Origin of the sequence: Candidatus Tisiphia endosymbiont of Empis tessellata (assembly GCF_964031035.1) — a bacterium.
GTDB lineage: Bacteria > Pseudomonadota > Alphaproteobacteria > Rickettsiales > Rickettsiaceae > Tisiphia.
In genome coordinates this window covers 1094777-1117978 of sequence record NZ_OZ034997.1, presented here as the reverse complement: position 1 = coordinate 1117978, position 23202 = coordinate 1094777, and the positions used below count along the sequence as shown (strand labels likewise).

Genomic DNA, 23202 nt, shown 5'->3' with positions numbered 1-23202 from the left:
GAACTCACCTCAGCACCTCATAATACATACGATGAAGTGCCTTACGAAAGTTATCCGTACGCCTTAACCAATCCATATCACCTACGGACGCTTGCTGTTTTATTTGGGATGAAACCAATAGCAATTGAAACTGCACGAGTTCTAGAGCTAGGATGTGCTGCAGGCGGGAATTTAATACCTCATGCTGTTAATTATCCTAAAGCACATTTTGTTGGAGTTGATCTATCTAAAGTGCAAATAGATGAAGCTAATAAACATAAAGAAGGATTAGCTCTTAAAAATATAGAATTCCGACATTGTTCTATTACAGATATTGATGAGTCATTTGGTAAATTTGATTACATAATTACTCATGGAGTAATCTCTTGGGTACCAAAATTTGTTCAGGATAAGATTTTTGAAGTAAGTAGTAAAAATTTATCAGAGAATGGAATCGCGTATATTAGTTATAATACACTACCTGGTTGGAATATGGTTCGTACCATAAGAGATATGATGCTTTATCACTCAAATACATTTAATAACATTCAAGATAAAATTGCTCAATCTAGATTGTTACTTGAATTTGTTAAGGATAGCTTGGAAACTTCCGACTCTCCTTATGCTCAAGTGTTAAAATCTGAAGCCAGTTTGCTTGCCAAACAAAATGACCATTATTTGCGTCATGACCATCTAGAAGAAGATAATGTACAATATTATTTTCATGAATTTATGGATGAGGCTAAAAAAAATAATCTACAATATCTGTCTGATTGTAGTATAGCTAGCATGTATTTAGGAAATATGCCGGCAAAAGTGGTAGAAAAATTACAAGCGATAAATGATATTGTTAGAACCGAACAATATATGGATTTCATTACCAATCGTCGATTTAGATCAACCTTACTTTGCCATAATAGTGTTAAATTAAATAGATCTATCAATAATGAGGATATTAATAAATTTAATATGACATTTAATATAGTACCAGAAAAGCCTCTTGTTGATATAGATCTTAATTCACTTGAAACAGAGAAGTTTTTTTATAATGGTAATAAGGATAGTAGTTTATCAATATCTTCTCCTTATATGAAAGCAATACTCTATACTTTCTCTGAGAATATCAATAACCCAATGAGTTTTGATAAAATTGCCGTGAGTAGCAATAAAAAATTACATGGAACAAAATTGAGTGAAATAAAGGCTGAGTTCTTAGCTAATGCCATGAAATTAGTATTGCAAGGATATATTAATATAACGTTACAGGTAACTCGAAAAGAAGTATATCTTAATAAACCTAAAGCATCAAAGCTGATCGCATATCAGGTAGCTCATACACCCAATATGTGGGTAACAAACCAAAGACATGAGGTGGTAGCTATTAACCTTTTTGAAAAATTTGCTCTACAATATATGGACGGTAAGCATGATAATAAGCAAATAATTGAATCTGTCATGCAGCATGTTAATTCTGGTGAGATGACATTAAGCCGTGACGGTAAAAAAATAGATAATATTGATGAAGTCAGTAAAGAATTAGAAACATTCTTGCAACCTACACTAACTAGATTCGTGACTAATGCTCTGCTGATTTAAAGATAAGATATACTCAAGGAAAAATGCATTCTTAAAGCGGCTAACGCGAATGCATTTTAAACCTTTCTAAAGCTAAAAACATGATTTTAAAAGATTAAAATCATGTTTGATACTGGACTGAAAAATCAAGGACAAAAAAATAATAATTTGTTTCCCATTTTTGCATTTTTCAAGCTGCAATTTGTTCATAATTTTGTATAGAATTTAGATAGGCATTCATAGGCTTTTTGTAACCAATACTTGAATGGAATCTTCTATAATTATAGTGATTGATGTAATCATCAATACCACTCTTTAGCTCTTTAACATCTTTAAAATCATTAATAAATATACAATTATATTTTAAAGTTCGGAAAAATCTCTCCATAATTATATTATCAATACTTCTTCCTTTACCATTCATCGAAACTTTAATGTTATGCTCTTGTAAAATTTCAATGTGTTCATGACTAGTATATTGACTGCCCTGATCACTATTAAATATCTGCGGTGCAGGATATTTGTTAAGTGCATCATGCAATACTTCAGTTACCAAACTTACATCCATACTATTTGACAATTTATAACTCAACACAGCTCTACTATGCCAATCTATAATTGCCACCATGTACATAAATCCCGAATTAGTTCGAACATAAGTGATATCTCCGCTCCAAACCTCGTTAGCGTTAGGTACATGTACAGTCTTAGTTGTACCTAGATTAGTCCAATATTTATCAAGCAAATAACTATAAATTTTATGCTGTTTATCTTTTTCAGACGTTAACTTTTTCCTCTTTGGATAAATAGCCTCTATGCCAATCATGTTCATATATTTTAGAACCCGATCCTTACCAATAACCACGCCATCTTCTAATAATTGTCTATGGATATAACGATAACCAAATTCAGGATTATCAGTATATATTTCATCTATTTTATTTAAAATATTTAAGTTATACCCACTAAATGGTTTTGCTTTATAGTACATTGAAGAACGATTAATCTTTAATAATTCATATTGCCTTGTCTTTGGTAACATTGCTAGCTTGGAATCGACAAGTTCTTTTCTATTTGATAAGTCCAAGCTTTGTAGCTTTCCCACAGCCCAATCTCTCTCTACTATTGTTTTTTCAAGAGTTTTCGCTAATTCATCATTTTGTTCTTTCAGCATATTAATTTGTTCCTGATATTTACTTACCAGTTTTGCTGGTTCAAAAGCCAATGCTGCATTTGATATAAATTGTTTTTTCCAATTACTAATTGTCTTGGAGTTTATCTCATATTTTGATGCTATCACTGATAATGGACTCTCTTCTTTCAGCACTTCTAATACTATCCTAGTTTTTTCTTCAGCACTAAAAACTCTTACTTTTTCTTTTGTCATTTTTTCTCCTAATTTTTTCTTATTATTTTATCTTAATTAGGAAACTTTTAACTCTATTTTTTTGTCCATTTTCTTCAGTCCATTATATTTTTAGCAAAATATTAATTTAACAATCAGATGCAGAGTCGTCTCAAATCTGATTGTTTCGATATGACAAGCTTCATGGATTGCCACGCCTATTAGCAAGGAGACCGTAGGCATGCTAGGCGACATAAGGTACATGAACACGCGAATCCTTGATATTTTCAAAAAACAATTCTTCCAAGCAGAAGAGTACACTCCCTATTAAAGAGAATCTATCCTAAAGTTTTCTGATAATCGACCTCTTCCTGGTCCAATTTAGCTGCAAGTTTACGCATCCTATTCATGTAAAAGCCTGTTCCTGCTGGCACTAATCTACCAACTATGACATTTTCTTTCAACCCACGCAATTTATCAATTTTCCCAGCTATAGCAGACTCCGTTAGAACTCTTGTTGTTTCTTGGAAAGAAGCAGCAGAAATAAATGATCTAGTTTGCAGCGATGCCTTAGTAATACCTTGTAGGATTGGTTGGGCTTCAGCCGGTCTTAAACCATTATCTATAGCTTTTTTATTAATTTCGGCAAATTCACGATAATCTATCTTCTCATCAACCATTAATGTCGTATCCCCAGAATGGGTTACTTCTACTTTTTGTAACATTTGACGAATTATTACCTCAATGTGCTTATCGTCAATTTTTACGCCCTGTAAACGGTAAACCGCTTGGATTTCTCCCACCATGTAGCTTGTAAGAGCTTCCACTCCCATTACCTTTAAAATATCCTGTAGAACTGGATTGCCATCAATTAACATATCGCCTTTTTTTACAAAATCACCTTCATTAACAACAACATGTTTGCCCTTTGGTACCATATACTCAATTGGTGTAGTGTTATCACTTGGCTGAATAACAATACGCCTTTTTGACTTATAGTCTTTGCCAAATTCAACTCTACCATCTACTTCTGCAATAACAGCATGATCTTTTGGACGTCTAGCCTCAACAAGTTCAGCTACTCGTGGAAGACCACCAGTAATATCTTTTGTTTTGGTTGACTCCTTTGGAATACGTGATAAAATATCACCTACTGACACCTTAGCACCATCTTCAACATTTAAAATAGCATTCACTGGCATGTAATATCTAGCCTCCAAACCATTGGATAGCATAATAGTTTCTCCATTCTCATCAACTAATTGAATACGAGGACGTAACTCTGCTCCGCGTGAATATTGTTTTGATTCAATTATAACTTTGCTAGAAATACCAGTTGCTTCATCAGTGATATCACGAATTGACACTCCTTCTACCATATCCTTGAATACAACCTTTCCAGATTTCTCGGTAATAATCGGAATAGTGTACGGATCCCTCTCTACTAATTTTTGTCCTTTTTTTACCTTATCTGAATCATCGGCTATTAATCTTGAACCATACGCTACTTTATGCCTTGCTTTCTCATTATTATTAGCATCCAATAATAATAACTCACATGAACGACCCATTACGATCTTACGTCCCTCAGAATCAACAACCACATTACGACCTAAAATCTTCACTTTTGCATCATGAGAGGCTTCTATTGAAGATATTTCAACACCTTTCGTTGCAGCTCCTCCAATATGGAAAGTTCTCATGGTCAGCTGAGTACCTGGCTCACCAATTGACTGGGCAGCAATCACCCCTATTGCTTCTCCAACTGATACTAAAGAACCAGTGGCTAGATCTCTACCATAACATCTTACACATATTCCATCAATAACCTCACATGTTAGAACAGATCTTACCATTACCACATCCAAACCAGAAGATTCGATTTCTTCTAATTTTGCTTCATTAATTAATTCACCAGCTGATAGTAATAATGCATTAGTAACTGGGTGATATACGTTAATCGCAACTGTTCTGCCTAAAATTTGCTCTGCGAGCGATACAATAACTTCACCACCATCGATAATACTTCTGACTTCTATGCCTTTTGTAGTTTGACAATCTTCATCATTAATTATACAATCTTGAGCAACATCAACTAATCTACGGGTTAAATACCCAGAATTAGCTGTTTTCAACGCTGTATCTGCAAGACCTTTACGTGCACCATGTGTAGAATTAAAATATTCAAGGACAGTAAGACCTTCTCGGAAATTAGAAATAATCGGGGTTTCAATAATCTCACCTGATGGTTTAGCCATTAAACCACGCATACCAGCTAATTGCTTAATCTGTGCTGCTGATCCCCTTGCTCCCGAAGTAGCCATCATATATATCGAATTTACTTTCTGATGATTAGGCTTATTATTAACAGGTGTCATAGCAATTTCTTTCATCATGTCATTTGCTACTTTATCCGTACATTTAGACCAAGCATCAATCACTTTATTGTATTTTTCACCGTAAGTAATTAGACCATCAGAATATTGTTGTTCAAATTCTTTTACCTCAGTCAATGTTGAATTAATATGGCTATCTTTTGATTTTGGTACAACCATGTCGTCCATACCAAAAGAAATGCCTGAGGAACAAGCATATTTAAATCCAAGTTTCATTAGTTGATCAGCAAAGATCACTGTAGCCTTTTGTCCACAGTGGCGATATACCAAATCAATAACCGCAGATATATCCTTTTTAGTCATGGATTTATTTACGAACTTAAATCCAACATTATGATTACGTGGTAATAATTCTCCTATAATTAACCTACCAAAGCTAGTATCCACTATAGTTGATACAACCTCCCCTTCAATATTAAGCACATCGCGACGAAATTTTATCTTTGAGTGAATAGTTATTACCTTATTATACAAAGCATGTTCAATCTCCGACATGCTAGCAAAACTCATCCCTTCACCAGGTTCATTGTCAAAAACCATTGTTAAATAATAAAGACCTAGTACTATGTCCTTATCAGGGACGATAATCGGACGACCATTTGCCGGACTCAATATGTTGTTTGTTGACATCATAAGTACTCTTGCCTCAAGCTGAGCTTCAATTGAAAGAGGGATATGCACTGCCATCTGATCACCATCAAAATCAGCATTGAACGCAGCACAGACTAAAGGATGTAGCTGGATAGCTTTCCCTTCTATCAGTAAAGGTTCAAAAGCTTGGATACCTAAACGATGCAAAGTTGGTGCTCTATTCAACAACACTGGATGTTCACGTATAACTTCTTCTAAAATATCCCATACTTCTGATTTCTCAGCTTCAACCATTTTCTTAGCGGCTTTTATAGTGGTAGCAATTCCATATAATTCAAGCTTTGAATAAATAAATGGCTTGAATAATTCCAACGCCATCGTCTTTGGTAAACCACATTGGTGTAACTTAAGCTCTGGTCCCACAACGATAACAGAACGACCAGAATAATCCACTCGTTTACCAAGCAAATTCTGACGAAAACGACCTTGTTTACCTTTTAGCATATCACTAAGTGACTTAAATGGACGTTTATTAGTATTTTTCACTACTTTACCACGACGACCATTATCAAATAATGCATCGACCGATTCTTGTAACATCCTTTTTTCATTTCTGATGATAATATCCGGTGCTTTTAGTTCAAGTAGTCTCTTTAATCTATTATTTCTATTAATAACCCTTCTATAAAGTTCGTTAAGATCAGAAGTTGCAAACCTTCCTCCATCAAGCATAACTAATGGTCTAATTTCAGGTGGGATAACTGGCAGAACAGTCATAATCATCCATTCTGGCTTATTCTCAGATTCAAGAAAATCTTCAACTAACTTAAGTCTTTTAACAATCTTCTTCTTTTTAACTTCTGAAGATGTATTTAATAAATCTTCTTGCAAACTCTTCTTTAATTCAGGTAAATCAAGTTCTGTAAGCATCTGCTGAATAACTTCAGCCCCAATAGAAGCAGTAAAACTATCTTCTCCGTACTCATCTTGTGCCTTTTGCAAACTGTCTTCTGATAAAAGGTCACCCTTTTGCAGAGCAGATAACCCAGGATCAACAACAACATAACTTTCAAAATATAGAACTTTTTCTAGATCCTTCATAGTCATATCTAGCAATGTACTAATCCTTGATGGTAAAGATTTCAAGAACCATATATGGGCAACTGGTGCTGCTAGCTCAATATGCCCCATTCTTTCTCTTCGGACTCTAGATGTAGTAACTTCAACACCACACTTCTCACAAGTGATACCACGATATTTCATACGTTTATATTTACCACAAAGACACTCATAGTCCTTCACGGGCCCAAAAATTCTAGCACAAAATAATCCTTCTTTCTCTGGCTTGAAAGTACGGTAATTTATTGTCTCAGGTTTCATTACCTCACCAAAAGACCATGAACGCACTTGATCAGGACTAGCAATATTAATTCTTATTTGATCAAATTGCTGAGTATTGCTTAATTGTCCGTAAAAATTTGTCATCCCTGTTGTCATAAAGATTCTTCCTTAAAAAATTTTTCAGATATAGTTTAGTAAAAAGCCTCTTGGACCTTCTGTAGCAATTGCAAAAAATATCTTTAATCTGTGGTAGTATCCTCAAGCTTTACATTTAAGCACAAAGACCTGAACTCTTTGATCATCACGTTAAACGACTCAGGAATACCCGATTCAAAATTGTTATCACCTCGAACAATAGATTCATAAATTTTAATTCTACCAACCACATCGTCCGATTTTACAGTTAACATTTCTTGTAACGTATAAGCAGCACCATAAGCCTGCAGTGCCCAACACTCCATCTCACCGAATCTTTGACCTCCAAAATGCGACTTACCACCTAATGGTTGTTGAGTTACCAAACTATAAGGACCGATAGAACGAGCATGAATTTTATCATCGGCCAAATGATGTAATTTTAGGAAATATTTATAGCCAACTGTAACGGCACGATCAAAATACTCTCCTGTTCTACCATCAATCAACCTAATTTGACCTGATGGGTCTTGATCTGCAAGGACTAGCATTTCTTTTACATTCTCAACCTTTGCACCGTCAAAAACTGGGGTTGAAAAATATACCCCCTTATCGATATTATTACAAAACTCAATAATCTCTTGATTGGACATTTTCTTTATATTTTTTGTCGTTGAGTTATGCCCATATACCTCGGAAATAAAAGATTTAAGCTCTTCTACATCAATTTTTTTGTTATGAACTTGATCCAACATAGAAGATATTTTTTTACCAAGATTTACTGCCGCCCAACCAAGATGAGTCTCTAAAATCTGCCCAACATTCATACGTGAAGGTAAGCCAAGTGGGTTAAGAACGATATCAACTACTGTACCATCTTCTAAAAATGGCATATCTTCTTCTGGCATAATACGAGAGATAACACCCTTATTCCCGTGTCTTCCGGCCATTTTATCTCCAGGTTGTAACTTATGTTTAGTAGCAATGAATACTTTTACAACTTTAAGAGCACCTTGTGGTAAGTCATCACCACTTTGTAATTTCTCTACTTTGCTAGTAAAACGCTTATTAAGCTTGTCTTGCTTTTCATTATAATGACGTTTAATTTGCTCAATTTCATTCATTACATTAGCATCTTCAACAATCAGTTGCCAAAATTGTCCTTTTGATAATGACTTAAGGGTTTGATCACTAATCAATTGACCGGATTTTACGGATTTAGGACCACTAACAATTATTTGTCCTGTTAAAATCTTTTCTAAACGCATAAAAACAAAATGCTCTATGATTCGAAGTTCATCATCCCTATCTTTTGATAATTTTTCAATTTGTTGCTTTTCAATAGCTATAGCACGCTCATCTTTTTCTATTCCCCTACGAGAAAACACTCGTACTTCTACCACTGTACCAGTGATCCCAGTAGGAACACGTAAAGATGAATCCCGAACATCTGAAGCTTTTTCTCCAAAAATAGCTCTGAGTAATTTCTCTTCTGGAGTCATAGGTGACTCACTTTTAGGGGTAACCTTACCCACCAAGATATCGCCTGGTTTTATTTCTGCACCAACATATACTATACCTACTTCGTCAAGATGGCGTAAACTTTCATCACTAACATTTGGAATATCGCGAGTAATTTCTTCGGGACCAAGTCTTGTATCTCTAGCAATTATTTCAAATTCTTCAATATGAATTGAGGTATAAATATCATCTTTTACAATACGTTCTGATATTAAAATCGAATCTTCAAAATTATAACCATTCCATGGTAAAAAAGCTACCAGCACATTTCTACCAAGAGCTATTTCACCATTATCTGTACTTGGTCCATCAGCAATTACTTCACCTTTTTTTACATAATCACCAACGTTAATCAACGGCTTTTGATTAATACAAGTATTATGGTTAGATCTTTGAAATTTTAATAAATTATAAATGTCCACACTAGGTGATCCATCTGTTTTCTGCTCCTTAGTCCTTACAACTATTCTAGTTGAATCAACTTGCTCTACTATTCCATCATGCAAGGCTACAACTGAAACCCCAGAATCTTGTGCAACAATTCCTTCAATACCAGTACCAACTAAAGGAGCATCACTTCTAATAAGCGGTACAGCCTGACGTTGCATGTTTGACCCCATCAAGGCTCTATTAGCATCGTCATTTTCTAAAAATGGAATAAGTGATGCAGCAACGGAAACAACCTGCATCGGGGTAACGTCAATGTAATCTACTTCTAGAGGGGTAACCATAACAAAATTACCACCTTCCGTTCGACAGTTAATTAATTCTTCTTGTAACAAACCTTTTTGATCGACAACTGCATTAGCTTGAACAATTTTATATTTTCCTTCTTCAATAGCTGACAAGTAAACAACTTCGTCAGTTACATGACAATCCACGACTTTTCGATAAGGTGTTTCAATGAAGCCATGCTTATTAACTCTAGCATAAGTAGCCATGGAATTAATCAAACCTATGTTCTGTCCTTCTGGTGTTTCAATTGGACAAATCCTCCCGTAATGAGTAGGGTGGACGTCCCTCACTTCAAACCCTGCTCTCTCCCTGTTAATTCCACCAGGTCCTAAAGCTGATAATCTTCTTTTATGAGTTATTTCTGATAATGGATTAGTTTGATCCATAAATTGAGAAAGTTGTGAAGTACTAAAAAATTCTTTTACTACAGAAACCAAAACTTTTGAATTTACTAAATCATGAGGCATAACGGCATCAAGATCAACCACCGACATTCTTTCAAGTACTGATTTCTCTATACGAACAAGACCAATTCTGAACTGATTCTCAATTAGTTCACCAACTGACCTAACTCTTCTGTTACCAAGGTGATCAATATCATCTATCGAACCTTTACCATCTTTTAGCTCTACTAAAACTTTAAGAATATTTTTAATATCTTCAATAGTTAAAATAGCTGTAGATTCTGGTATATTAAGTTCCAATCTTGCATTCATTTTAATACGACCAACTTCTGAAAGATCATATCTTTCATGGTCAAAGAACAAGTTGTTAAATAATGTTTTAGCAGCTTCAATATTAGCTGGTTCTCCTGGTCTTAATACCCTAAATATGTCTATCAATGCTGATTCAGAATTTTGATTTTTATCAGCAAATAAGGTATTCCTTATGTAAGGACTTGATTGTGGATTTATAGCAAGTACATCGACAGACGGAATTTCAAGAGTCATAATAGAGTCCAGCATATCCATTGTGATCATTTCACCAATTTCGGCTAGTACCTCACCATTATCCGGATTAACAAGATCTTGTGCTAAATATTTGCCTACTAAATATTCACGTTCTACCAAAATATTTTTCACTCCATCTTTAGCAAATTTTTTAGCCAAACGAGGAGTAATCTTCTGACTAAATGCAAGTATCACATTGCTGGTATCCGCATCCACTAAGTCATTAACTAGCCTATGAGCAGTTATAGACTCAGGTATAAACTTTGTTGCCCAGCTTGCATTTTTGGTAAAACATGTTACCGTATCATAATAGAATTTTATAATTTCATTGGTAGACATTCCAATGGCTCTAAGAAGAGTAGTAGCATAAAGCTTTCTTTTCCTATCTATTCTAAAGTAAACAATATCTTTAGCATCAAATTCAAAATCTAGCCATGATCCTCTATAAGGTATAACTCTAGCAGAATATAGAAACTTCCCTGAAGAATGAATTTTCCCATCATCATGATAGAAAAATACGCCAGGTGACCTATGCATCTGTGATACCACTACTCTTTCTGTACCATTAATAATAAAAGTACCATTCTTTGTCATTAGGGGAATATCCCCCATATAAACTTCTTGTTCTTTAATACCTTTGATTTCTCTTGCTCCAGTGTCTTCATCAATATCCCAAATACTTAATCGCAATGTGACTTTAAGAGGAGCAGCATAACTAAGACCTCTTTGAGTACACTCTTCGACATCATATTTAGGATTATCAAATTCATATTTAGCAAATTCTAAATATGCAATATTAGAGGGGTCGTGAATCGGAAAAATTGAACTTAATACTGATTGTAATCCTCTGTTTTCTCGCTCAGAATCTTTAACTCCTAATTGTAAAAAACCTTTTTCATAAGAATTTTTCTGAACCTCTATCAAATTTGGTATAGACGCTACCAAATTTATGTGACCAAAATTTTTTCTTACGCGTTTGCCAATTGATAAGGATTGCGTTGTCATATAATCTCCCGATTAATGCTTTTAATAATTTTTTATTTTGAAAACAAGTAAAAATCTACTTCAAACTTGAAATCTCACATATTACAATAGTCTCAATGTCATTCCCTTCAAATGTCCCCCTACGAAAGTAGCAAGGTCTAGAAAAAGCCTAGAAGGCTACTTTTTTAGATTCCACTACCTACGCTGAGATAATATAGAGTTTGCTTATCCGTGTATCATAGCTCGGATAACATCAACCCTAATAAAGATAACATTAAATTTGCTACTAACTTGTTACATCAAATTCAGATTATTTAATTCAAAATTAAACTTTAATTACCAATTTCTTTACCTTAACATAAACTAAATTGTTATACTCGAATGATCTGAAGAATGGGGACAACAAACAAAGGGTGAGCAAACGCAACGTAGTAAACCGTTGTTCGTACGCGAAATCCCCGCAAGTATTTGCGAAAACAATTCTTCAAAGCAGAAGAGTATACCTTAAATTTCTTTTTTAGTATTCTATATAAACTCCAAATAAAGATAAAAATCTAAAAAAACTCGATTTAAAAATATTACTTGAATGATTTAAAGAATTAGAGCATAAAACAAGAGGGGAGCGTAGCATATGTACATTAGGAATAAAAACATGCGAATACTCTGTAATTTTGCGAAACCAATTCGTTAAATTATTCAAATATAATAGGAGTGTACTTAAATGATTTGAAGAATGGGGACAATAAACAAGGGCTAAGCGAACTAGGCGTACATCTAGTACGTAAATACACAAATACCCGAAATTTTGCCACACCAATTCTTTAAAGTAGAAAAATATACTAAAATGTACAAATCTGTTTCTTATCTTCATCTGATTCAGAATTTTGGATGAATAAATACAAAGACCTATTAAAGCAAAAGAACTTTGTCTTAAAAGTTTTATAAGTTTTTGTACAAAATGTAATAGTTTATACGGGTATGATAACATATTTAGCAACATAACTCGTAAACCAAATAGAATATCACACAACAAGTTCATTTCCATTATTAACAATACAAACCTAGATTTAGTCCCAAAATGTTTCTACCAATCTATGTATATTCTAAATCTTGCGGTATACTCGAATGTGACTCCAAATTGGATTTGAAAATGAGGGGCGAGTCAATGGAGCGTACATAAGGTACGTGAGTACACGAGTCCCTGATATTTAAAAAAACAATTTTTCAAAGCAGAAGAGTATACTTAGGCTTCTTAAGTTATACCCATGTAATAGTTTTGTGATAGCCTTTCTTTATAAAGCAAAACAATAATAAATATATGTATACTTGAATGTGACTCCGAATTATTTTTTGAAAATATCAGGGACTCGTGTACTCACGTACCTTATGTACGCTCCATTGACTCGCCCCTCATTTTCAAATCCAATTCTCCAAATCATTCGAGTATATCATCCCTGTGACGGTTAATGTCATTCCTGCCTACACGGGAATAACATCTTTTTTGTTAAAATACTGCTCAACAATAACAACCCTGTGCTTAAGTTAATACCCATAAATGGGGATTCTCATACTTACAAATGTACGCTTAATCTTTTACCCCTTTGTCCCTATTCTTTAATCACTATACTCTATAATTAACTTAGAAAGTTATCCTAACAACCTTCACAGAGCCTAATTAATATGAGCTTACACAAACAAGTTTTTAATACACCCCCAAAATAAACTCTAGGTTTTTCCGCCCGATGGTATACTCAATTACTTTAATTCAATTTTTGCTCCAGCTGCTTCTAATTTTGCTTTAAAACTTTCAGCATCTTCTTTATTTACACCGGATTTAATAGTTTTTGGGGCAGCATCTACTAACTCTTTAGCCTCTTTTAAGCCAAGACCAGTAAGTTCTCTAGTTACCTTAATTACTTCTATTTTTTTATCACCACTACTGACTAAAACAACTTCAAACGCTGTCTTTTCAGCTACTGCTTCTGATGCTACAGGACTCGCCACCTGTGCTACAGGAGCTGCAGCTGTTACACCCCATTTTTCTTCTAGCATTTTTGCAAGCTCTGCTGCTTGAATTACTGTAAGTGTTGACAATTGATCTACAATTTTTACTAGGTCTATCATAATTTTCTTCCTTTTAAAACTTTTTTATTAAATTATTCTTTATTTGCATAAGCTTGAAAAACTCTAGCAAGCTTGGCTGCAGGAGCTTGCACCACACCAATAATTTTGCCTCTAAGCTCATTTAATGAAGGCAATTTTGCAAGTTGTTGTACAAAATTCGCATCTAATACTTGATTATTTACTAAACCACCAACTATTTTCAAACATTCATTAGTTTTAGCAAATTCTACAACAACTTTCGCAGCTTCAACAGGGTCTTCAGAATATGCAAAGGCTGTCGGACCAACAAGCAAATGTACAATATCACCAATACCAGCCTTATTTGCTGCTATTTTTGACAAAGTATTTTTAACTACTTTGAACCCCGCATTTTTTGCTTTAAGAGACCTACGTAGTAGAGTTACTTGACTAACAGTAAGCCCATGATAATGAGTAATTATCACGGAATTTGACCGTTTATACACCTCTTCAAGTTCTACGACAAATTCATGTTTCTCTGATCTTAACACCTTAACTCTCCTTGTCGTATTTTACGATATACTTGCTAAATCTATTTTTACTGATGGACTCATAGTAGAAGATAGATATATTGCTTTTAAATAATTTCCTTTAGCACCAGAAGGCTTTGCTTTAACTACAGCAGATATTAAAGTTGATGCATTATCTAGCAAATCTTGTTTGGAAAATGATAATTTACCAATTCCAGCATGAATAATACCTGCCTTTTTAACCCTATACTCTACTTGACCACTTTTGGCATTTTTAATTGCCGTTACGATATCGGTAGTTACAGTCCCCAGTTTTGGATTTGGCATTAAGCCCTTTGGTCCTAAAATTCTTGCCACTGCACCTATTGCTGGCATCATATTTGGTGTTGCAATACAAACGTCAAAATTAATTTTTCCTGCTTTAATATCATCGATAATTTCTGTAGAACCAGCAATATCTGCTCCAGCTTCTTTAGCTTCTTCTATCTTTTCATCCTTACAAATCACTGCAACTCTACTAACTTTACCCGTACCAGCTGGTAATGCGACAACACCACGCACCATTTGATCCGAGTGCTTAGGATCTACCCCTAATTTCATCACCATTTCCAAAGTAGAGTCAAATTTAGTATAAGACACAGACTTGAGTAGCTCTATTCCTTCTGCTAAAGTGCGATTGCCAACTAGAGCTACTTTTTTTCTTGCTTCTCTAATCTTTTTGCCACCAACTAATTTTTTATCAACTAACATACATTAATCTCCTACCACTTCAAGACCCATAGATTCAGCAGTACCACGAATAATTTTAGCGGCAGCTATTAAATTATCAGTATTAAGATCTACCATTTTAATTTTTGCAATTTCAATGCAATCTGACATGGTAACCTTACCAACAAATGCTTCTTTTTTAGTAGCACTGGAACCTTTAGGAATTTTAGCAAATTGTTTTAAGTAATACGATGCTGGAGAAGTCTTAGTTACAAAAGTAAAACTATTATCTTCATAAGCAGTAATCACGACTGGGATAGGAGTCCCTGGTTCAATAGCTATCGTCGCAGCGTTAAACGCCTTACAAAACTCCATAATATTAAGTTTCTTCTGACCAAGTGCAGGACCAATAGGTGGGGATGGATTAGCCTTACCTGCTGGCACAGTTAACTTAATATAAGCGGTTATTTTTTTTGCCATTATAATCTTATCCTTACTTATTTAATTAATAGCTTTATTCACGTGAGCCTTGTCAATACACTCTCGTTCCTAGCTAAAAGCATTGCCCGCATGAATCACTAGTATGTCATTCCCGCTTCGGTAAGGAATCCATAATATCTAATAGCCTTTGCAGGCTATTTTTTGGATTCCCGCTTTTAGCTAGGAATGATATCGTTTTTGACCTTGTAAGTACCATACTAACGTTACCGTTTTTGATCCACGCTAGCAAAGCATTCCCACGTAGGCAAGAATCTAAAAAAGCAGCCTAAAAGACTATTAGACCCCAGCTTACGTTAGGATTACATCACACGGTAATATTATATCGAATTCAGCTTAACCTCAGTTCGATAACAAATTAATAATAGGCTTAGTATCATCCCTATTAGTGCTAATGTCACCCCGCGTAGACAGAGGTCTAAACAACCTAGAAGGCTCTTTTTAGATACCAGCTTACGCTGGGATGGAAGAAGGACATAGAGTTTGCTTAAGTTGACACTCATGCACCTTTAGCTAGGATGCTAGAGACAATAAGCTGTATACTCTTCTGCTCCTACGAATTGTTTTTTGAAAATATCATGGATTCGCATGCGTAACTATACTATATGTACGCTACGCCTGCTCACCATTCATTTTCAAATCCAATTCGTAGGATCATTTGAGTACACACCCTACCCTAAACAAACCCTAATTATTTTTCTTAACCTGCGTAAAATTTAGTTCTATAGGAGTTGCTTTACCAAAAATAGATATAGACACACGCAATCTATTTTTGTCATAATCAATTTCTTCTATAACCCCTGTAAAAGTCTCAAACGGACCGTCAGTAACAATTACTGCCTCACCAATTTCATATAATTTCGAAACCCTAGCATCTTTGGTTTCAGCTTCCAGTTTACTAAAAATATTTTGTATTTCTTTTTCACTAAGGGCTTGTGGTGTACTTTTACCACCTAAGAAACCTGTAACCTTAGTTACACTTTTTACCAAATGCCAAGAATCATCTGTCATATTCATTTTAATCAGAATATAACCAGGCATAAATTTCTTTTCTGTCTTAACGTTTTTACCACGTTTAACTTCAGGTACTTCAATAACCGGAACAACGATATCCTCAAAAAACTCCGACATACCCTGTTTAGCAATTTGATCGAGAATCATTTGCTTTACACGCTTTTCTGATCCTGATAATGTATGAATAACGTACCACTGCACCACAATTTTTCCCTAAACCTATTCTTTACTTCCCAATATTAAGTAAAACTTGCATTATGCTATGTATACCGTAGTCTAACACCAAACAAATTATACTAAAAATAAATACAGCCACCACTACTATAAGAGTTGAAGTTATCAACTCTTTCTTACCAAGCCAAACAATTTTATAAACTTCTTGCTTTACTTGCTCGTAAAATTTGTAGACTCTATTTTCCTTTAACATATTATACGAACTCATTATAGTTGGCAGGAGCGACAGGAATCGAACCCGCAACCTTCGGTTTTGGAGACCGACGCTCTACCAATTGAGCTACACTCCTATCATATTTTTATCAAAAAGTCAAGTGTTTTAATTTCAATAAAATTCTTACTTATTCGAATGATGCCATTAGCCAAGGCAATTTAAAAGTTACTTCTCATTTTTGATGTCATATATAATATCATATTATACATGATACACTAATTGATAACTGCTTTTCGGCTTATCTCATGACCATTTGTTATCTGTATAGTATCCTTCATCGTTGCCTAAAAAATCCATTTTTCCTTATCTCCTTATTATTCACAAAAAATAACATTATAGCATATTATATGTAATACACTAATAGCTATCTTAATAATTTTTTTTATTTCTTAGCTTTAATAGTTTCGGCCACCTGTAATGGTACTTGCTCATAATGAGAAAAAACCATACTATATTGAGATCTACCTTGTGATAAAGATCTCAAAGTACTAACATACCCAAACATCTCGGCCAATGGCACATTTGCAGTTATAACTTGTGCATTACCTCTTGGATCCATACTTTGCATTTGCCCTCTACGACTGTTTAGATCACCAATAATATCCCCCATATACTCATTAGGAGTAATTACTTCAACCTTCATAATTGGTTCAAGTAATTTTGGATTACCTTTTGGCATACCTTCTCTAAAAGCAGCTTTTGCAGCAATCTCAAATGCAAGTACACTTGAATCTACATCGTGGAACGCTCCATCTATCAAGGTTGCTTTAAAATCAATCATTGGATAGCCGGCAACTACACCTGTATCTTTTATATTATTTAGACCCTTTTCAACACCAGGAATAAATTCTTTGGGTATAGATCCTCCAACAATTTTGCTTTCAAAAGCAAATCCTGTTCCAGCTTCTTGAGGTTCAAATATTATTTTAACCCGTGCAAATTGCCCAGCTCCACCAGATTGCTTTTTATGAGTATAATCAATTTCACAAGGCTTGGTAATTGTTTCTCGATAAGCTACTTGTGGTGCTCCAATGTTAGCCTCAACTTTAAACTCACGTTTCATACGATCAACCATAATCTCTAGATGCAGTTCACCCATACCTTTAATAACAGTTTGACCGCTTTCCTGATCAGTTGATACTCTAAAAGATGGATCTTCAGCAGCTAACCTAGACAATGCCATTCCCATTTTTTCTTGATCAGCAGTTGATTTTGGCTCTACAGCTAATTCAATAACCGGTTCAGGAAATTCCATTCTCTCCAAAATAACCTGCTTATCCGGATCACACAAAGTATCACCAGTAGTAGTATTTTTAAGACCAGCTAGAGCAACAATATCTCCTGCAAAAGCTTCTTTAATATCTTCTCTTTCATTAGCATGCATAAGAAGCATCCTACCTACTCGTTCTTTTTGGTCTTTTACAGTATTAATGACAGTAGCACCTGAACTAATCTTACCAGAGTAAATCCTGATAAATGTAAGAGATCCCACAAATGGATCGGTCATTACCTTAAAAGCTAAAGCAGAGAAAGGTTCAGATGCTGATATTTTAAAATCTTTTTCTTCTCCAAAATTAATATCTATTCCCTTGACTATTCCAATATCGATTGGTGAAGGTAAGTAGTCAACAACCGCATCTAGCAAAGGTTGCACACCTTTATTTTTAAAGGCACTACCACATAACACAGGAAAAAAGACTCGGTCAATCGTTCCTTTCCTTATTACTACTTGAATTTCTTCCTCAGTAAATTCTTCACCTAATAAATATTTCTCCATCAAATGATCATCAGCCTCAGCAACCATTTCAATTAGCAAAGCACGATATTCTTCAGCCTTTTCTAACATATCAGCAGGGATTTCTTGGTACGAATATTCAGCTCCAAGAGATTCATCCTTCCAAATTATTGCCTGCATCTTGATTAAATCAATAACTCCTTTGAAATTCTCTTCAATACCAACTGGCAACTGAATTACTAGAGGTTTTGCACCAAGACGATCTTTAATCATTTCTACACATTTGTAGAAATTAGCACCCATTCTGTCCATTTTATTGACAAAGCACATTCTAGGTACTTTATATTTATCAGCTTGTCTCCAAACTATTTCTGACTGAGGTTCAACACCGGCTACACCATCAAATACCGCCACCGCTCCATCTAAAACACGTAAAGACCTTTCTACTTCTATAGTAAAATCTACGTGACCTGGAGTATCAATAATGTTAATCCTTATATTTTTCCAATAACAGGTAGTAGCAGCAGAAGTAATGGTGATACCACGTTCCTGCTCTTGTGCCATCCAATCCATAGTGGCACCACCTTCATGAACTTCACCAATTTTATGTGATTTTCCTGTATAAAAGAGAATACGCTCGGTTGTAGTAGTTTTACCAGCGTCAATATGAGCACAAATACCTATATTACGAGTATTAGCAAGAGAAAATTCTGTAATCGCCATATGATTTAATTACCTTGTTTGCGATTTTTTGGGACTAAAATGAGCGAAAGCTTTGTTAGCTTCAGCCATTTTATGAGTGTCCTCTCTTTTTTTAATAGCAACCCCTCTATTATTTGATGCTTCAAATAATTCCTCCGCCAACTTATCAATCATCATTTTTTCAGAACGCTTATTTGCTGCATTGATAATCCAACGTGACGCAAGTGCATACCCTCTTCTTTCATCAACAGGGGAAGGGACCTGATAATTTGCACCTCCCACACGCACTGAGGTAACCTCAAGATATGGCTTTACATTATTCATAGCATTATTGAAAGTTTCATAAGGATCTACCCTATGTTTTTTTTCTATTTTACTAAAAGCAGAATATACTATCTTTTCGGCTAGAGCTTTTTTCCCTTCCTTCATAATATTATTAATAAACCTAGCAAGCAGAGGACTATTATATTTCATATCAGGCAAGATAACCCTTTTCTCTGCGGCATGACGACGTGACATCTTATCTCTCTATTTCAAATTATTTTTTTACAGCTTGCTTCGCTGATGTACCATAACGTGAGCGTCCTTGCTTACGATTTTTTACACCCTGAGTATCATAAGCACCACGTACTATATGGTACTTAACACCTGGAAGATCAGGAACCCTTCCGCCTCTTACCAACACCGTAGAGTGTTCTTGTAAATTATGCCCTTCACCAGGTATGTAAGCATTCACGTACTGCCCATTACTTAAGCGAACACGTGCCATTTTACGAAGAGCAGAATTAGGTTTCTTAGGAGTAACAGTTTTCACTATTACACAAACACCTTTCAAAAATGGATTAGATTCCAAAGCTGGGGATTTTGTCCTACGAATCTTCGACTGTCTTCCAAAACGTACTAACTGATTGTTTGTTGGCATTCAATACTCCAAATTTTTCCTTTTGATATTTATCTATCAACCCTTAAAGCTATAGGGAAAACTATATACTGTACCACTTTCACTATTAAGCGGCAACAAGTGGAACTATAGCTATTTTTTTTATAAAAGCAACGAGTTTTTAACAACATTGACTAGATTAGTTATTTTTATGAGCTTAGGGTTGTAATTACCCCCCTTAAAGTTTGTAGTTCTGTACTAGATAATTTATCTATACGAGTAAAAATATTCATAATATTTTGAGTCATGTGTAATTTTTTCTCAGGCACTTTAAAGAAATTCTTTTTGTTTAATTCAGTAAACAAATGTTCAAAGAAATATCCTAATTCTCCTTTTGATGCTACGTCCTGTTCATTATTAACATTTATTCTCAGCTGTTTATTACGAAATAGCTCATAACATATAATAATTACTGACTGTGCAATGTTAAGAGAACTAAAACCCCCTGTATTAATGTTAATAATTTTATGGGCATAAGTAATTTCTCTATTTCGCAAACCACAATTTTCACGACCAAACATGATAGCGACTTTAAGACCTGTAGGATAATCCTGACTTAAATTTTCTGATAGAACATAGTTTTTATTGATATTACGTGTTGCTGAACTTGTTGCATATAAATAATCAATATCCTCTATACTTGCTTCCAAACTATCATAAATCTTAGCATTATCTATGATATTTACCGCTGATACCGCCATACTACGTGCCTGTTCATTCGGCCAACCATCTCTAGGTGAAACGATTCTCAACTCTGAAACATCAAAATTTTTCATTGCTCTAGCAGTAGCACCAATATTCTCACCCATTTGAGGTGCTACTAAAATAATAATTGGCATAAACATCTTTGATTAATATGTAATTATTTTCTTTTAAATAGCTACTTAATTCCTATTAACTACTCGTATCCAATTACTATACTCTTTTATCTCTATCAACTATTAGTTTCATAACGAACTAATGATTTTTTCATTTCACCTAATCTTCTTTAATCAAAGAACGTATCAATGCATTAACTGCTTGCTGATGTTCTGAGTTACGAATTTTCATAAAATTCCTTGATACTTCTATACACATACGCTGATGTTGAGTAAGCACAGGCTCGACATTGTCAGCATCTTCTAAACCTTGATAGAAATAATCGATATTTTTATCTAATGCTTTAGCAATAAGAACCAACCTACCTATTGATATTCTATTAATACCCTTCTCATATTTTTGTAACTGCTGATGTGTTACCTCTATTACCTCTGCAAGTTGTTGACGTGACAACCCTTTGGCAAGCCTTAAAGAATAGATTTTCCCACCTATAAATTGATCAACTTTTTGTATGTAGTCATTTCTTCGTACCATAATTAACTCCTTTATGCATGAACTATTAAATTTTAAGAATATAATAGATTATTAACAAATAAAAAGATTACTGTCATATATTATATAACCTAGAAAGCCAACAATTCACATAGGAATACCCACATGTAAACTGTCTACTATCAGTAAGTATTGATTATATTTTTTGTTTATGTACAAGTAGTACTTAATATTTTTTAACTATTATATAATTATACTGATCTTATAGATACTTAGCAACCTTGTAAATTATAATTTCATTTTTATCGTATTTTTTTAACCTTTTTTTTACTATTCTAGATAGAATAAGACTAAAAAATTAAAATCATAGAATTAACTATGATTTTTAAAGAATTATTGCAGAATATTAAAACTTCAGTTTTGTATTAAAATTAAAAATGGCTAAAATAATTTAGGTTCTATTGAGGTTTAAAAAATATACTTAATATAAATAAGTGATAATGTTGAATTTTATATATATACTTGAATGATTATATAAAACAAAAGAAAGTTACTTGATGCAAAGAATTATAAAATGCCTATATCAGGCAGCCTTTAGAACAATTGAACACGATGGTGTTGAACATTCAGGGTATATGTCATTTATGGTACTCCTAACGATCTTTCCTTTTTTAGTTTTTTTGTTAGCACTAACAAGTTTTGTTGGAGCATCAGAACTTGGAAAGAATTTTATCACTATTCTTCTTGAAAGTATGCCAGAACTGGCTACTGACTCAATAAAAATTAGGATAAATGAACTTGGGAAAACTCCTCCTCAGAGCCTAATGACCTTAGCAATAATGGGAAGTATTTGGACTGCTTCATCTTTTGTTGAATGTTTAAGAACAATTTTAAATAGGGTATATGAGATAAAATCTCCTCCCACCTACATAAGGCGAAGATTACTTAGCATAGCACAGTTTTTAGTAATCAGTATATTCATTACCTTTGCCATGCTTATTCTTATTATAGTACCAATAATATTAACAAAACTACCAATAATTTTACAAATGATAGAAGAACATAAGCACACTTTAACCCTTTTTCGATATGTTATCATTTTCTGCTCATTATTTATTACCTCCTCATCACTATATTATATAATCCCTAATGCAAAATTAAATTTTACAGACGTAGTTCCTGGAGCTTTATTAACGGTAATTTTATGGGTGATAAGTGGATATTTATTATCTACCTATATAATATATTATAACCAATTAAGTATAATATATGGTTCACTTGGTAGTATAATAGTGACTTTAATATTTTTTTATATTATTAACATGATTTTTATATATGGTGCAGAATTTAATTACCTACTAAGAGAATATCCTTGAAAGCAGAAGAGTATACTCTTCCGCTTTCAAGAAAAGCTATCGCAAAACTTTGAGGTGTGCATGCACGAACAATAATTTACTACTATAACCTGAATTCGATGTAACAAGTTACATCGAATTCAGTGTTATATATAGAAACAATCAGGTTTGAAGCGGCTGCCCACCTGATTGTTAAAATATAACACTCCATTCAATATGTGATTTTAATAATTAAAATGCACTTGCGTCAGCCGCTTCAAGAGTGCATTTTTCCTTATAACAAAGCAAGTATCGACATAAGAATTAATAATTCTTATATTGAACTGA

Annotated in this window: 15 protein-coding genes, 1 tRNA gene and 1 pseudogene; 2 read left to right on the top strand and 15 right to left on the bottom strand. The window is 34.0% G+C overall.

Going from position 1 to position 23202, the window contains the following annotated elements; genetic code table 11:
• Nucleotides 1–18: 18 nt before the first annotated feature.
• Nucleotides 19–1575 (top strand): annotated as a pseudogene (locus tag AAHM86_RS05865) (methyltransferase regulatory domain-containing protein); the annotation flags it as partial.
• Nucleotides 1576–1744: 169 nt separating this feature from the next.
• Here AAHM86_RS05865 and AAHM86_RS05860 read toward each other — a convergent pair.
• The 15 genes from AAHM86_RS05860 to AAHM86_RS05790 all read right to left on the bottom strand — a co-directional run bounded on the left by AAHM86_RS05860 (nt 1745) and on the right by AAHM86_RS05790 (nt 21562).
• Nucleotides 1745–2941, bottom strand: coding sequence for an IS3 family transposase (locus tag AAHM86_RS05860; RefSeq protein ID WP_342267614.1), 1197 nt, complete (start codon nt 2939–2941; stop codon nt 1745–1747).
• Between the two features lie 296 nt (nt 2942–3237).
• Nucleotides 3238–7383 (bottom strand): DNA-directed RNA polymerase subunit beta', encoded by a 4146-nt coding sequence (gene rpoC, locus AAHM86_RS05855; protein WP_410521548.1) that lies wholly within the window; start codon nt 7381–7383, stop codon nt 3238–3240.
• Nucleotides 7384–7466: 83 nt separating this feature from the next.
• A complete protein-coding gene (gene rpoB / locus AAHM86_RS05850) occupies nt 7467–11573 on the bottom strand; it encodes a DNA-directed RNA polymerase subunit beta (RefSeq protein WP_342267613.1) in 4107 nt (1368 codons plus the stop codon).
• Nucleotides 11574–13307: 1734 nt separating this feature from the next.
• On the bottom strand, nt 13308–13676 hold the full coding sequence (rplL, locus tag AAHM86_RS05845) for a 50S ribosomal protein L7/L12 (RefSeq protein ID WP_342267612.1): 369 nt from the start codon (nt 13674–13676) through the stop codon (nt 13308–13310).
• Nucleotides 13677–13708: 32 nt separating this feature from the next.
• Nucleotides 13709–14185: a 50S ribosomal protein L10 gene (gene rplJ / locus AAHM86_RS05840; protein WP_342267611.1), complete on the bottom strand. Its 477-nt coding sequence runs from the start codon at nt 14183–14185 to the stop codon at nt 13709–13711.
• 21 nt (nt 14186–14206) lie between these two features.
• Nucleotides 14207–14914 carry a 50S ribosomal protein L1 gene (rplA, locus tag AAHM86_RS05835; RefSeq protein WP_342267610.1) on the bottom strand — a complete coding sequence of 236 codons (708 nt, stop codon included), beginning with the start codon at nt 14912–14914 and terminating at the stop codon, nt 14207–14209.
• 3 nt (nt 14915–14917) lie between these two features.
• Nucleotides 14918–15352, bottom strand: a complete 435-nt coding sequence (rplK, locus tag AAHM86_RS05830) for a 50S ribosomal protein L11 (protein ID WP_341747239.1) — start codon at nt 15350–15352, stop codon at nt 14918–14920.
• 705 nt (nt 15353–16057) lie between these two features.
• On the bottom strand, nt 16058–16591 hold the full coding sequence (gene nusG, locus AAHM86_RS05825) for a transcription termination/antitermination protein NusG (RefSeq protein WP_341748452.1): 534 nt from the start codon (nt 16589–16591) through the stop codon (nt 16058–16060).
• Nucleotides 16592–16610: 19 nt separating this feature from the next.
• Nucleotides 16611–16811 carry a preprotein translocase subunit SecE gene (secE, locus tag AAHM86_RS05820; protein WP_341748453.1) on the bottom strand — a complete coding sequence of 67 codons (201 nt, stop codon included), beginning with the start codon at nt 16809–16811 and terminating at the stop codon, nt 16611–16613.
• Nucleotides 16812–16832: 21 nt separating this feature from the next.
• Nucleotides 16833–16908: transfer RNA gene (locus AAHM86_RS05815), tRNA-Trp, on the bottom strand.
• Between the two features lie 306 nt (nt 16909–17214).
• Nucleotides 17215–19290 carry an elongation factor G gene (fusA, locus tag AAHM86_RS05810; protein WP_410521547.1) on the bottom strand — a complete coding sequence of 692 codons (2076 nt, stop codon included), beginning with the start codon at nt 19288–19290 and terminating at the stop codon, nt 17215–17217.
• A gap of 9 nt (nt 19291–19299) precedes the next feature.
• On the bottom strand, nt 19300–19788 hold the full coding sequence (gene rpsG, locus AAHM86_RS05805) for a 30S ribosomal protein S7 (protein ID WP_342267609.1): 489 nt from the start codon (nt 19786–19788) through the stop codon (nt 19300–19302).
• Between the two features lie 19 nt (nt 19789–19807).
• Nucleotides 19808–20191: a 30S ribosomal protein S12 gene (gene rpsL / locus AAHM86_RS05800; protein WP_341747241.1), complete on the bottom strand. Its 384-nt coding sequence runs from the start codon at nt 20189–20191 to the stop codon at nt 19808–19810.
• Between the two features lie 167 nt (nt 20192–20358).
• A complete protein-coding gene (locus AAHM86_RS05795; RefSeq protein ID WP_342267608.1) occupies nt 20359–21048 on the bottom strand; it encodes an RNA methyltransferase in 690 nt (229 codons plus the stop codon).
• 139 nt (nt 21049–21187) lie between these two features.
• On the bottom strand, nt 21188–21562 hold the full coding sequence (locus AAHM86_RS05790) for a helix-turn-helix domain-containing protein (RefSeq protein ID WP_341747243.1): 375 nt from the start codon (nt 21560–21562) through the stop codon (nt 21188–21190).
• Nucleotides 21563–22077: 515 nt separating this feature from the next.
• Here AAHM86_RS05790 and AAHM86_RS05785 point away from each other — a divergent pair.
• The gene (locus tag AAHM86_RS05785) at nt 22078–22896 is read left to right on the top strand and encodes a YihY/virulence factor BrkB family protein (protein ID WP_342267607.1); all 819 of its coding nucleotides are present in this window, start codon (nt 22078–22080) and stop codon (nt 22894–22896) included.
• Nucleotides 22897–23202 lie beyond the last annotated feature (306 nt).